We start from the raw sequence: 13,515 nt of genomic DNA, 5'->3' as shown, positions 1-13,515 counted from the left end.
ACTCTGAGGGTAAGTACGTTCACGCCAACCGCGGCTCAATACCTTTGCTTTCGGTTGAGCAATCCTTTCCCGTGGGCTGGTTCGTCGGCACATTTACCCGCAAACCTTCGGGCTACACCTTCTACCGCCATGAGGACTAGACTGCTGCCTAACAATTCATTCAAGCCGATGCCGCTTCGCGGCACGGCTTAATTCAAGCGTTAGGTACCATGAAGAGTTCAAAAGCTGCTCCGACCAAGAACATTGGGGTTCTGTGCAGCCTCGCCGAGCTTGCTGACGGTTCACTGCGGGTGGTGCTCGATGACGTCCGTAAAGGGCAAGGCGAAACCAGTTGGTCGCACCAAAGCATTTTCACCTTCAAGGACTATGCCCCTGGCCACTTAGCTGACTTGGCAGAACTTCCAGAGAATGAATTAGCCGACTTTGGCTATTACGTCCTAACACGGCTACTTGTGAGCAACGGGCATGGCTCCTAACAATTCATTCAAGCCGAACCCGCTTCGCGGGTCGGCTTAATTCTGGTGTTAGGGCGCACAGGGGGCGCTCCTGCTATGGAAGTAATTAACAACCCTTGGTTTATCGGGATAGGCGGAGGGATCCTCAGCGGCCTGATTGTTACCTTTATCTCGCGGCTTGTCCTTTCACGAAGAGACAACCGCGAGTACACCCAGAAGGTTCTCGGTGCGAACCGCGAGGTCATTTATGCCATAAAGCCAGGAATATCCGAGGGCCACATCCCTGCGGGCGAGATCATCCAGTCATTGATTGAGGCAACAGCTAGGAAGTACGGTGTCGAGTCAAAGAGCTTGTATCGCACACCCGAAATCGCCCAAGAATTAATGAAAGAGGTCATGGATTCGAGCTTCATTTCTGCAAAGACAAAGGAGGACTACTGCGCAAGGCTCGCGACTCTCGTTACACCGCCTTCCACGCAAGCTCCGAGCCCGCTCGTGAAACCTAAAGATGATCGTCCGTCCTCTGGCATGGAGGAATATCGCGCACGCATGATCTCGATGATGAGCGTCATGATGGGGATGGTGGCAGCATCAATGACCCTGTTCATGGCTCTCTCTAAGAACGGACCTTTCTCATCACTTATTTTCGGCTCGAATCTTCTAGCCGTAATCGCGCCGGCAATCTCTGCAATGGCGGTGGTAATTGCCGCAGCAGTCGCAATGTCGGTCATGAAGATTCAGCGCAAGCACTTGGAAGAAAGGGCCAGAGCTAAGAGAGAACAGATCTCCAAGGCTCGTGCGGATGCGCCCTAACAATTCATTCAAGCCGATGCCGCTTCGCGGCACGGCTTAATTCTGGCGTTAGGCCGCAGTAATGAAACGCAGCATCTACGTTCCCGCTTTCATTGGCTTGTTAGTCGCGCTATCCCTGACGGCGGGCGTTCTCTGGTGGCTTTGGCAAAGAAGCCTTTCATACGCAGGCAACATTCGATGCAACCACGGCGGGCACTCGGTCTTTGCATGTGACACAGATTTCGGCAACTACGCGACTGCTGTGGTTCTTGTTGCGTTGCCGCTTATCGTGTGGCTTGCTCACAAGTCATTCTTTACACGGTTTAAGCATGGACGGTAGGCTGCGGCCTAACAGTTCATTCAAGCCGACGCCGCTTCGCGGCGCGGCTTAATTCAGGCGTTAGACAACAGGGGAGACATCATGGAAGGCCGACCAAAGCTAATCGCTATCGATCACGATGACTATCACGCCGAACATATCGGACGCACTCATGACGGGCGCCAGTTCATTCTCACCAACCCCTTTGACCCCGCCATCGGCGAAAACCCGGGGTGTGAATTCGTTGCGCTCTACACGTTCGACCTGTCCGGCCAGCTCATCGATGCAAAAATCGACAGCTTCGGTCCTCGCTCTAGCCTGGATGATGATGCTCGGCGTGCAAAGTACGACGAAAGGCTCATTAGCCTTGGAGACGTCTCATTCGAGCGAGTAGAGGTTGCTCCATTCTCCGTAGAACGTTTTGGCCTTGAGTTCGGTCTGATCGCACGGCCACCCGAAGAAGAAGATGACGCTTGGGCGGTAGAGATGCAACCCGGCAACTACATGGCCTTCTTTGAGCCATGGGACAGCGGGGAGTACGACACTTGACGGGCCTGTTGTCTAACAATTCATTCAAGCCGACGCCGCTTCGCGGCACGGCTTAATTCAAGCGTTAGGCGCTGAAATGAACATCCCCGATAGCATGAGAGAAGAGCTGGGACGCTGGAACAACGGCGCGGGAATTGATCTGGAAAGCTGGGTAGGCCGCATGGGCAATTACGCTCTCGCCACCGGCTACCTCACCCTGTTCTGGCCGGACTTCGTGGAGCATGAAGGCTACATACTTCGCAGAGGATTTTCCGAGGAATCGCTGAGGGGCTTTGAAAAACAGACCGGCTCCAGACGTAAGTCCGTGGAGTGGGTCATGAACCATCTCCACATTGCTGACATCCATTGCGGCGATGAGGACGAGCTGACGGAGGACAAGGTTGTAGTCCTTGGCCGGGCTCTAAAGCAGATCTACGAAGCAAAGCTGGCGCGTCAGTTTCCGCACTCGCCCTGCATCGTTGAATTCTATGAGCCGGAACCTGGCGGAGACCTCACAGACTACGAAATTTCTTTTTGGCAGGTGCGGCATGAGTCGGTCAGCGCCTAACAATTCATTCAAGCCGAAGCCGCTTCGCGGCGCGGCTTAATTCTGGCGTTAGGCCGCGCAAGGAGGTTCGAAGATGTTTAGCTCGACAGCGAGACTGGTAAGGACAGGCTCGCTATTGCTCGCTTTGTCAGCCGGGCTCTATTGGTGGTGGGGTCTACTCATTGTCCGCAGCTTCCCGCAGTGCGTCGGTGGCAATCCACCTGCCGGGACAGACTGTGCTCACTCGCTCCCCATATACGCCGCTATCGCTTTTTCGGTAGTTGCAGCGCTTTTCTTGGGGGCGGCAGCGGTTCGTTGGGCTCGCACTCGTCGTCGCGCCGCCATTACGGCCTAATAGTTCATTCAAACCGATTCCACTTCGCGGACATCAAAAGGATTTGAGATGTTTAAATACATATCCAGCGCCAAGCTCAACCTCTGTGTACTGGCGCAGATCATTGGGATCATTTTAGTCGTCAGGGCCACGCCGTTCGCCCTTTTCACAGGGATAGCACTGTTCTTGCTGGGAGCAATTCTCTATCGCCGGGAGCTGCGCCGTGTTCTTGCGACCAGAGAATCATCTAAGGCTAATGCCTAGTGATTCGTTCAAGCCGATGTCGCTTCGCGGCACGGCCCGCTTCGGCACGGCTTAACTCAGGCATTAGGCGACACAGGAAGCGAGACGCGTCCGTGAATAAAGAGCACCCCCTTTCGTTGAGCGGTTCTTGCCACTGTGGAGCGGTCCGGCTCAGTCTGCCGGCCGTCCCCGAGACCGCGACACGCTGCAACTGCTCCTTGTGCCGGCGCACGGCCGGCATCTGGGCGTATTACGAACTCGGTAGCGTCTCTATCCAAGGTCATCCGATGAACACGGAGAGCTACGTGTGGGGTGATCGCAGCCTGATCAATTTCCGCTGCAAGACCTGCGGCATTGCCACGCACTGGGAGCCCATAGAACCCAAGCCCGGCGCTCGCCACGGCGTCAATCTCCGCAACTTCGAACCAGCATTAGTAGCCTCAGTCACTGTACGGCGGTTTGATGGCGCGGCCACATGGAAATTCCTGGATTGAACTCTTCCGACCTCTTGCAGGTGGCGCTCGTAATGGCGCAGGCGCCGCCTAACAATTCGTCAAAGCCGATGCAGCTTCGCGGCGCGGCTTCATTCAGGCGTTAGGGCGGAAAACATGGATCCGTGTGTGTTCGTCAATGCGCTGAGGACTGAGTGCGCGAATGCCGCCATCCTCGGCTGTATAAGCACATATCAATCCCCGTCCGGTCGCAGACCCGCACAGAAGCCACTTCACCTTTGCGACTGGTAACGGGGTGTGGATCCCGCCGATCAAACAAGATTTCTCGCAGCAATGCGAGATCCAGCGCATGCAAGGCTTGTTGGCGTCCTGTGCGATCTCACGGCGTTCGTGCAGTTGAGGATCAACCTCAGGGGTCCGGATGCAGACTTACAGCGGCCCTCGGTGGCGCGACATCCATTAATTCGCCGCGACATGAGCACCTTCACTAGTTGCTGTAGGCTGAAGCCGAGATTGATTCAAGTTGAACCCATTTCGCGGATCGGCTTTAAACTCTGGCGTCAGGCTTCGGCAGCACGTCATCGGATGACTGGAGATACATGAAATTTCAAAAGAATTTGCTCGCAGGCTTAGTGGGCGTCACCCCGATAGCTGCCATAGCTGCGGAGACTACGTCTCAGGCGCAGCAATCTGCGCGTTTCGGGGTGTCCGGGCTCTGGGTTCTCGCAAATATCAGCTATGCCGGCATGCGGGCACAAAACAACCCTAGCGCCGGTTGGCGCATCCTTGCTTTCATCTCCGGCTTCCCGGGCACATTGATTTCCTTCCTAGTTGTACCGGAAGGCGGTGAGCGGGCCTATGGCATCGAGATTCCGCGGAAGCGCTAGAACCTCAGGCCTAGCGCTCCGTTGAAGCCGATGGGCCTTCGCGGCGTGGGTTGACGCACTTTTTGGGCCACTACCATGATTTATCGCATCCCGATCATTATTTTGGCTTTAGCCATCTCTTGGACTGCCCGCGCGTCAGAGAACCTGCCGCACTTTGTTCAGGACCTGGTAGAGCGTTACAAGCAAATGCCGCCGAGGTCCAGCCCTGGTGCGGTGTGGCGCTACCAGTACGAGGGACGGGTTGTTTATTTCGTTCCAAGGTTGCCGTGCTGCGATATTCCGAGTGCGCTCTACACTGCAAGCGGAGAGCTGCTATGCCATCCAGATGGCGGCTTTACTGGTTTGGGAGATGGCACGTGCCTCGATTTCTTCGGTAAGCGGACGTCTGAGCGGTTGGTATGGCGAGATGCGCGAGGGACGCCTGAACCTTCAGAGCCTGTACGTGTGCGCCCCTGACATGTGGCCTCACAATTGATTCGACGCCGCCCCGCGGCGCGGCTTAGCTTGGTTCAGGCATTTCAGGAATCAGTGCGCACTGACGCATTCTTGATCCTCTGGAGCAGTCAATGACCGCTTACGCTATTGCGGTGATACGAGAAACCCGGTTTGGCGACGCGATCAGAGATGCTTGAAGCGCATCGACGGCACACTGGCGCCTTTCTCTGGCGAGCACCGTGTGCATGGCGGCCCTACCAACCGCTCGAGGGTGCATGATCCGGTGACTTGGTCGTCATCGAGTCCCCTCCATGGAGCAGGCTGAAGGTTGGTACAACTCCGACGCGTACAGCGCGATCCGGCACTTGCGTACCGAGCACACGGAGGGTGATGTGCTTCTGGTTCAAGGCGTACCGGAGGGCTACAGGGGCGCGGATGTTCTCGGCTGACGGCGTGGGATGCGCCTGACAATCCATTCGAGACGAACCCGCTTCGTGGCTCGGCCTGTTCCAGGTGCCGGGAACTACAGGGAGATCATGGATCGCCCGGACCCGATGATGCGCGAACCCGTCCATTGCGGCAGCCGGCCTCCGGGCCCGCCCGCTCCAGTGTGTGCCGTGGAGGCGAACGTGAGCGAGATGCTGGTCAACATCGACGTCGAATCGATCGACGTGGCCGAGCGCTTCTATTGCGCCGCATTCGAGTTGCGCCCGGGGCGCCGGTTCGGGGCCGGTGCGCTGGAGCTGCTGGGCGGCACCTCGAGGCTCTACCTCCTGGCGAACGCCGCGGGCACGCGGGCATGCGCCGGCGCCCATGCTGGACGCAGCTACACCCGGCACTGGACTCCGGTGCATCTGGACATCGTGGTCGACGATCTCGAGCGCGCGGTCGAACGCTCGCTCTCGGCCGGCGCGCTCCAGGAGCAGACGATCCGGCAGGCGGTCTGGGGACGGATCGCGGTGATGTCGGATCCGTTCGGGCATTGCTACTGCCTGATCGAGTTCTCCGCTTCCGGCTACGACGCGATCGCCACCTGACGGCCTCGCACGGGCCGCTCAACCGCGCCGCTGCAGGCTTCGCGCGGCCCGGGTCTTTTGCACGGCAGCACTCAAGCGCCGCGCGTGCCGGCCGTTAATGGAGATGGAACTCGTGCAGGGCCTCCCTGCGCGATGCCCGCGTGCCCGGCCGGACACCGGTGGGCGCGCGCCCGCCCCCCCCGTACGCCGGAACGGCCGTCCATGTTGCGCACGATCCGCCCAGACCAGCTCGTCCCCGGGATGTATGTCCAGCGCCTCTCCGGCTCATGGCTGGATCATCCCTTCTGGCGACGGTCTTTCGTGGCGGATGCCGATGCGGTGACGCGGATCCGCGAAAGCGGCGTGCCCGATCTGGTGATCGACGTGAGCCTCGGCCTCGCGCCCGAGGACGGGCTCGTGGGCCACGCCCGGGTTGCCGGCGTCGGCGCCGCACACGCGCCGGAGCAGACGTCCGCGGCCATCGATGTCGAGGTGTCCGCACCGGCGACGGCGACGTCCTCGGCGCCGGGCGGGCAGGCATCGCCGCCCGCGTCCGCGGTGTCGACATCGACGTCCGCGGTGGCCGCGAGCTTCGAACACGAGGTCAGGAGCGCGCGCGAACTGCTCGAGTCCGGGCGTGCCCTGGTCGAGGCGATGTTCAACGAGGCCCGCCTGGGGCGATGCGTGGACACCGCGAGCGCGGATCCGTTGATCGACGCGGTGTGCGAGTCGGTGCTGCGCAATCCGCACGCGCTGGTCAGCGTGGCGCGTCTGAAGACGGCCGACGACTACACCTACCTGCACTCGATGGCGGTGGCCGGCCTGATGACCGGGCTCGCGCGCCGCCTGGGCCTGGCCGAGGGCGCCGTCCATGCGGCAGCCAAGGGCGGCCTGCTGCACGATATGGGGAAAGCGGTCTCGCCGCTCAACGTGCTCAACAAGCCCGGCAGCCTCAGCGAGGACGAATACGCCGCGATGCGCCGGCATCCGGAGGACGGGCACCGCCTGCTGGTCGAGAGCGGCGTCGACGACCCCGCCACGCTCGACATCGCCCTGCACCACCACGAGAAGATGGACGGCACCGGGTATCCGCACCGGTTGCCGGGTGAGCGCATCTCGCAGATGGCTCGCATGGCGGCGGTCTGCGACGTGTACGACGCGATCACGTCCGACCGGCCCTACAAGCGCGGCTGGTGCCCGGCCGAATCGCTCAAGCGCATGGCCTCGTGGACGGGGCATTTCGATCCGGTGATCTTCCAGGCGTTCGTCAAGAGCCTGGGCATCTACCCGGTCGGCACGCTGGTGCGGTTGCAGTCGGAACAGTTGGCCGTGGTGATCGAGCAGTCGCCGGCCGCACTGCTCAAGCCGCGCGTGCGGGTCTTCCACTGCATCCGCCGCCGGACACGCGTGCTGATGTACGAGACGGACCTCTCGGCGCCGGGGTGCACGGACCGCATCGTGCAATCCGAGGCCCCCGGCGACTGGGGCCTGCGCGACCTGGAGAAACTCTGGCTGCCCTGATCCGCCCGGCGATCAGGTGGCCGCCGCATCGCGGTCTTCGTGCTCGCGCACGCGGAACCACGCGGCATAGAGCGCCGGCAGGAAGGTCAGCGTCAACAGGGTGGCCACGGTGAGCCCGCCCATGATGGCCACGGCCATCGGCCCGAAGAACACGCTGCGCGAAAGCGGAATCATCGCCAGGATGGCCGCGAGCGCGGTCAGCACGATCGGCCGGAACCGGCGCACGGTCGCGTCGATCACCGCGTCCCAGCGCGCGTGGCCGGCGGCGATGTCCTGCTCGATCTGGTCCACCAGGATGATCGAGTTGCGCATGATCATGCCGGCCAGTGCGATCGTGCCGAGCATCGCGACGAAGCCGAACGGCACCCGGAACACCAGCAGGAACAGGGTCACGCCGATCATGCCGAGCGGTGCGGTGAGCAGGACCAGCGCCGCGCGCGAAAAGCTGCGCAGCTGCAGCATCAGCAGCGACACCACGACGAACAGGAACAGCGGCAGACCGGCCCTGATCGAATCCTGGCCCTTGCCCGAGTCCTCCACCGTGCCGCCGGTCGCGAGCCGGTAGCCGGGCGGCAGGGCGTCGCGGATGGCATCGAGCGTGGGCAGGATCTGCCCCACCACGGTCGGCGGGGTGACGCCGCCACGGATGTCGGCGCGCACGGTGACGGTGGGCAGGCGGTCCCGGTGCCAGATGATGCCGTCTTCGAAGGTCGATTCCAGTCGCGCCAGCTGGGCCAGCGGCACCGGCTGCCCGCCCGGCGTCGGCACGGCGAGGCTGGCGAGCATGTCGAGCTGGCCGCGCTCGTCCTCGGCGCCGCGCATGACGATGCCGATCAGCTCGTTATCCTCGCGATAGGTGCTGATCTGCAGCCCCGAAACCGAGCTCGACAGGAACTGCGCGAGCTGCTGCGAACTGACGCCCAGCACGCGCGCGCGCTCCTGGTCGACCACCAGGCGCACGACGCGACTGGGCTCGTCCCAGTCGAGGTTGACGTTGGTGGCGTGCGGGTTGGCGCGCACCTGCTCGGCGACCTGCACGGCGATCGCGCGGACACGTTCGACGTGCTCGCCCGAGACACGCAGCTGGATCGGATAGCCCACCGGCGGCCCGGTTTCAAGCCGGGTCACGCGCAACTGCAGCTCGGGGAAGCGCTGTGCGACCTCGTCGGTGAGCCAGGCGCGTACCTGCTCACGCGATTCGACATCGGTGGTGGTGACCACGAACTGGGCGAAGTTCGCCTGCGGCAACTGCTGGTCGAGCGGCAGGTAGAACCGGGGCGAGCCGGTGCCCACGTAGGCCACCCGCGAATCGATGCCGGCCCGGCCGTCGAGCATCGCGTCGAGGCGCGCCGCGGCAGCCTCGGTGGCGCGCAGCGAGCTGCCTTCCGCCAGTTCCATGTCGACCATCAGCTCCAGACGGGTTGAGTCGGGAAAGAACTGCTGCGGCACGAAGCGGAACAGCAGCAGAGACGCGACGAACAGGGCTGCCGTCAGCCCGATCACCAGCCAGCGATGGCTCAACGACCAGTGCAGCCAGGTGCGGAACCGCCGGTAGAACGGCCGCTGGTAGGGATCGTGATCGTGCGCATGCGGCGCGCGCGGTGCGAGCGCGAATGCCAGTGCCGGCCAGCGATCGGCCGCGCGCAGGCGCGCGGCACGCCAGCGGGCGGCCGGCGAGCCTGGGCGCGGCGGCTGCGGGTTGGCGAGGTCGGGCAGCATCTTCTCGCCGAGCAGCGGAATGAACAGCACCGCGGCGATCCACGACACCACCAGCGCGATCGTCACCACCTCGAACAGCGAGCGCGTGTACTCGCCGGTGCTCGACGCGGCGGTCGCGATCGGCAGGAAGCCGGCCGCGGTGACCAGGGTGCCGGTGAGCATCGGGAACGCGGTGTGGGTCCACGCGTAGCTGGCCGCGGCGAGTCGGGAGTCGCCCTGCTCCATGCGGATGGCCATCATCTCCACCGCGATGATGGCGTCGTCGACCATCAGCCCGAGCGCGAGCACCAGGGCGCCGAGCGAGATCTTGTGCAGGCCGATGCCGAACTGGTCCATCGCGATGAAGGTCATCGCCAGCACCAGCGGGATCGACACCGCGACCACGAGTCCAGTGCGGAAGCCCAAGGAGACGAAGCTCACCAGCAGCACGATGATCACCGCCTCGGCGAGCACCTTGATGAACTCGCCGACCGAATCGCGCACCGCGCGCGGCTGGTCCGAGACGCGCCGCAACTCCATGCCCGCCGGCAGCGTTTTCTGCAGCTCGGCGAAGCCGGTCTCCAGCGTGCGGCCGAGGGCGAGGATGTCGCCACCGTCGTGCATCGCCACCGCGATGCCGATCGCGTCCTGCCCCATGAAACGCATGCGCGGCGCGGCGGGATCGGCGAAGCCGCGCTCCACGCGCGCGATGTCGCCGAGGCGCACGCTGCGCTCGCCGGCGCGGATCGGAAACTCGCGGATCGCCTCCACCGACCGGAACGCCCCGTCCACGCGCAACTGCACCCGTGCGTCACCCGTTTCGAAGAACCCGGCCGGCACCACCGCGTTCTGCTCGGCGAGCGCCTGCTGCACGGCCGACATCGGAATGCCCAGCGTCGCCAGGCGCGTGTTGCTCACCTCGATCCAGATCTTTTCGTCCTGCAGGCCGACCAGCTCGACCTTGCCCACGTGCGGAAGCTGCTGCAGCTGGCGCTGGATGCGGTCGGCGTAGTCTTTCTTCACCGCATAGTCGAAGCCTTCGCCGGTGAGCGCGTAGATGTTGCCGAAGGTATCGCCGAACTCGTCGTTGAAGAACGGGCCGATGACCTCCTGCGGCAGCTGCGGGCGCAGGTCGCCGACCTTCTTGCGCACCTGGTACCAGAGATCGGGGATTTCGCCGGAGCGCATCGAATCGCGGGCGAAGAAGATCACCTGGGATTCGCCCGGGCGCGAGTAGGACCGCACGAATTCGTACTCGCCGGTTTCCATCAGCGTGCGCTCGATGCGCTCGGTGACCTGGCGCGCGACCTGGTCCGCGGTGGCGCCCGGCCACTGGGTCTGGATGACCATCGCCTTGAAGGTGAACGGCGGATCCTCCGATTGCCCGAGACGCGAATACGACCAGATGCCGGCGACCGCGACCACCAGCATCAGATAGACCACGAGCGTGCGATTGCCGAGCGCCCATTCGGACAGGTTGAAGCGGCTCATCCCGGCGCTCCGCATCGCGACGTCGATCCGCGGACGGCGTCATGCCGCAAGACGGTGGCGAGGTCTTCGCTCGATGACCCTGGCGACGCGGGGCTCACTTGACCGGCCCCTGGGCTGCAGACCCCACCCGCACGGGCCGGTTGTCGCGGTCCACCGGCGCGACCAGTTGGCCCTCGCGCAGCAGGTGGCCACCGGCCGCGACGACCAGCGCATCGGCGTCGAGCCCTGCACGCACCGGCACCGTGCTCGCGCCGTAGGGGCCCGTCTCGACCGGCACCCGGCGCAATGTGCCATCGCCCGGATCCACCACCCAGACCGTCTTGCCGCCATCCGCGCCCGGCTGGATGGCCGCCAGCGGAACACGCAGCGCCCGGTCGTCGCCCGCCGGCGCGAGGAACACCCGCGCGCTCTGGCCCAGTTCGACGTCTCCGGCGTCCGCATCCAAGGCGACCCGCGCGGCATAGGTCCGGGTCTGCGGATCGGCGGCGGCGGCGATTTCGCGAATGGTGCCGGCAAGGCGCACGTCCGGCCGGCTCCACAGTGTGATCTGGGCAGGCTGGCCGAGCCGGTAGCGTTCGATGCCGAGCTCGGGCAGCGCGATCGCCACCTCGCGCCCGTCGTCGCCGGCCAGCGTGTAGATCGGCTGGCCGGCGGCGACCACCTCGCCGGCTTCGGCCTGGCGGCTGGCGATCACACCGGCGCGTGGCGCCAGCAGGCGGGCATACCCCGCCTGGTTGCCGGCGACATCGGCCTGGGCGCGGGCGGCACGGACCTGCGCCTGCGCCGCCCGGTATGCGGCGTCCTGGGCATCCATGGTCGAGCGGCTGACCAGTTGCTGGTCGACGAGTTGTGCGTATCGCGCCCGGTCGGTGCGTGCACGCGCGTACTCGGCCTCTGCCGCCGCGAGCTGGGCCTGCGCCGATTGCGCCTGCAGGCGCAGGTCGGCGGGCTCGATCTCCGCCAGCGGTTGTCCCTGCTCCACCCGCGCGCCGGCGTCCACGAGCCGCCTGATCAGTCGCCCACCCACCTGGAAGGCGAGCGGACTCTCCTCGCGGGCCCGGATCTCGCCGGCGAACGAGGCCTGGTCACGCGCGGCCATATCCGCGGGGCGGGTCACCAGGACCGGGCGCGGGGCTTCCGGCGCGGCGGCTTCGCGCGTGCAGCCCGCCATGGTCATCGCGAGTCCGACGGTCAACAGGCACGCGGATCGCGCTCGGCGGTGAAGCAGGAGGGCGGGACGGAGCATGGGCCGGCCTGAAAGGGAGGGATACGGAGGCGTATCCTATATTTTCAGAACTCGTTGGTATAGTATTAGGCGCATGAGCAGCCGCCCTTCCCCCGAGGCCCTGCCGGAAGCCCGAAGCGCGGGCCCGGGACGTCCCAAGGACCTGACCAAGCGCGCCGCGATCCTCGCCGCGGCCGAGCGCATGTTCCTGCAGCAGGGCTTCGAGGGCGTCAGCATGGACCAGATCGCGGCCGAGGCCGGGGTGTCCAAGCTCACCGTCTACAGCCATTTCGGCGACAAGGACACGCTGTTCACCGAGGCGGCCGCCGCGTATTGCGAACAGCAGATGCCCGCGTCGGTGTTCGAGCCTGCGTCGGGCACGCCGATCCGCCAGCGGCTGATGGAGGTGGCCGAGGCGTTCTTCGCGATGATCGGCTCGCCCGAAGCCATCGCCGGCCACCGCCTTCTGTGCACGCCGCAAATGGTCGAGAAGCGACTGCCGCAGCGGTTCTGGAAGAGCGGCCCCGAGCGCGTCCAGGCCGCATTCGCGGAGCTGCTGCGCCGGCGCGTCGAGACCGGCGACCTCGACATCGAGGCCACGCGGGTGGACACCGCCGCGGCGCAGTTCTTCGTACTGCTCAAGGGCGACCTGCACCAGCGCATGGTGTTCGACTGCGACGATGCCGGCACCTGCGCCGCGCAACGGCGCGCGCACCTGGACGCGTCGGTGGACATGTTCCTGCGCGCCTACGGCGCACGCCCCGCCCGGTGAGCGCGACGGGCGGCATGCCGTCCGGGCCGGTGACTTCCGGCACTGCGTGAACAGGGAGGCCCCCGCGATGATGACCCTGCCCGCGACCGCTAGAATTGCCGCTGGCGAACGAAGGAAACCGCAACGATGACGATCGACTACGCCAAGGCCCGCTCGGCCATGGTGGAACAACAGGTCCGCCCCTGGGACGTACTCGACCCGCGCGTGCTCGAGACGATTTCCCGCGTGCCGCGCGAGGCCTTCGTCGCCGATGCGCATCGTGCGCTCGCCTATGCCGACATGGAACTGCCGATCGGACACGGCGAGTCCATGCTCAAGCCCGTGGTCGAAGGCCGGGCGCTGCAGGCGCTGGAGCTGGCCCCGGGCGAGAGCGTGCTCGAGATCGGCACCGGCAGCGGCTATCTCGCCGCGTGCCTGGGCTATCTGGCGCGCGAGGTGCTGAGCCTGGAGCGCCATGCCGATCTCGCCGACGCCGCACGCGGGCGTCTGATGGCGCAGGGCATCGCCAATGTCGACGTGGTGACGGCCGACGCCTTCGTCTGGAACACCGACCGCCGCTTCGACGCGATCTGCGTGGGCGGGGCCGTGGACGTGGTGCCCGAGCGCTTCGTCGGCTGGCTGCGTCCCGGCGGTCGGATGTTCATCGTCCGCGGCCGTGCACCCGCCATGGAAGCCGTGCTGGTGACCCGCACCGGCGAGGACGTCAACGCACCGCGCATCGAGTCGTTGTTCGAAACCGGGCTCGCCTATCTCGCAGGCGCCGCGCCGGTGCCGCATTTCTCCCTCTGATCGTCGAAGGA

At 64.6% G+C, this 13,515-nt stretch carries 14 protein-coding genes; 12 read left to right on the top strand and 2 right to left on the bottom strand.

The genetic code is table 11. The features are described from left to right. Positions 1-209: 209 nt before the first annotated feature. The 10 genes from H0E82_RS11725 to H0E82_RS11685 all read left to right on the top strand — a co-directional run bounded on the left by H0E82_RS11725 (position 210) and on the right by H0E82_RS11685 (position 7,529). On the top strand, positions 210-476 hold the full coding sequence (locus tag H0E82_RS11725; RefSeq protein ID WP_180545647.1) for a hypothetical protein: 267 nt from the start codon (positions 210-212) through the stop codon (positions 474-476). Positions 477-551: 75 nt separating this feature from the next. Further along, positions 552-1,268, top strand: a complete 717-nt coding sequence (locus tag H0E82_RS11720; protein ID WP_180545646.1) for a hypothetical protein — start codon at positions 552-554, stop codon at positions 1,266-1,268. A gap of 400 nt (positions 1,269-1,668) precedes the next feature. After that, complete coding sequence (locus H0E82_RS11715) at positions 1,669-2,115, top strand: hypothetical protein (protein ID WP_180545645.1); 447 nt, start codon at positions 1,669-1,671, stop codon at positions 2,113-2,115. A 76-nt stretch (positions 2,116-2,191) separates the two neighbouring features. After that, positions 2,192-2,662, top strand: coding sequence for a hypothetical protein (locus H0E82_RS11710; RefSeq protein ID WP_180545644.1), 471 nt, complete (start codon positions 2,192-2,194; stop codon positions 2,660-2,662). A gap of 576 nt (positions 2,663-3,238) precedes the next feature. Further along, the gene (locus H0E82_RS17125; protein ID WP_486624450.1) at positions 3,239-3,712 is read left to right on the top strand and encodes a GFA family protein; all 474 of its coding nucleotides are present in this window, start codon (positions 3,239-3,241) and stop codon (positions 3,710-3,712) included. Between the two features lie 557 nt (positions 3,713-4,269). Continuing rightward, positions 4,270-4,557 carry a hypothetical protein gene (locus H0E82_RS11700; protein ID WP_180545642.1) on the top strand — a complete coding sequence of 96 codons (288 nt, stop codon included), beginning with the start codon at positions 4,270-4,272 and terminating at the stop codon, positions 4,555-4,557. Between the two features lie 75 nt (positions 4,558-4,632). Then, the gene (locus H0E82_RS17100) at positions 4,633-5,013 is read left to right on the top strand and encodes a DUF6970 domain-containing protein (protein WP_425600342.1); all 381 of its coding nucleotides are present in this window, start codon (positions 4,633-4,635) and stop codon (positions 5,011-5,013) included. 290 nt (positions 5,014-5,303) lie between these two features. Then, positions 5,304-5,441: a DUF1330 domain-containing protein gene (locus H0E82_RS17095; protein WP_219338525.1), complete on the top strand. Its 138-nt coding sequence runs from the start codon at positions 5,304-5,306 to the stop codon at positions 5,439-5,441. A 189-nt stretch (positions 5,442-5,630) separates the two neighbouring features. Beyond that, the gene (locus H0E82_RS11690; protein WP_180545786.1) at positions 5,631-6,029 is read left to right on the top strand and encodes a VOC family protein; all 399 of its coding nucleotides are present in this window, start codon (positions 5,631-5,633) and stop codon (positions 6,027-6,029) included. A 201-nt stretch (positions 6,030-6,230) separates the two neighbouring features. Continuing rightward, entirely contained in the window at positions 6,231-7,529 is a 1,299-nt protein-coding gene (locus tag H0E82_RS11685) for a cyclic di-GMP phosphodiesterase (protein ID WP_180545641.1), read from the top strand. A gap of 12 nt (positions 7,530-7,541) precedes the next feature. Here H0E82_RS11685 and H0E82_RS11680 read toward each other — a convergent pair whose 3' ends face one another. Both H0E82_RS11680 and H0E82_RS11675 read right to left on the bottom strand, forming a co-directional pair. After that, positions 7,542-10,718, bottom strand: coding sequence for an efflux RND transporter permease subunit (locus tag H0E82_RS11680; RefSeq protein WP_180545640.1), 3,177 nt, complete (start codon positions 10,716-10,718; stop codon positions 7,542-7,544). Between the two features lie 94 nt (positions 10,719-10,812). Next, complete coding sequence (locus tag H0E82_RS11675) at positions 10,813-11,895, bottom strand: efflux RND transporter periplasmic adaptor subunit (RefSeq protein WP_219338535.1); 1,083 nt, start codon at positions 11,893-11,895, stop codon at positions 10,813-10,815. 142 nt (positions 11,896-12,037) lie between these two features. Here H0E82_RS11675 and H0E82_RS11670 point away from each other — a divergent pair, with 142 nt between their 5' ends. Continuing rightward, on the top strand, positions 12,038-12,715 hold the full coding sequence (locus H0E82_RS11670) for a TetR/AcrR family transcriptional regulator (RefSeq protein ID WP_180545638.1): 678 nt from the start codon (positions 12,038-12,040) through the stop codon (positions 12,713-12,715). Positions 12,716-12,841: 126 nt separating this feature from the next. Continuing rightward, positions 12,842-13,504, top strand: coding sequence for a protein-L-isoaspartate O-methyltransferase family protein (locus tag H0E82_RS11665; protein WP_180545637.1), 663 nt, complete (start codon positions 12,842-12,844; stop codon positions 13,502-13,504). The last annotated feature ends 11 nt before the right edge of the window (positions 13,505-13,515 follow it).

The sequence above is a fragment of the Luteimonas deserti genome (genome assembly GCF_013425765.1).
Classification (GTDB): domain Bacteria; phylum Pseudomonadota; class Gammaproteobacteria; order Xanthomonadales; family Xanthomonadaceae; genus Luteimonas; species Luteimonas deserti.
This window is presented reverse-complemented; position numbering and strand designations above follow the sequence as displayed.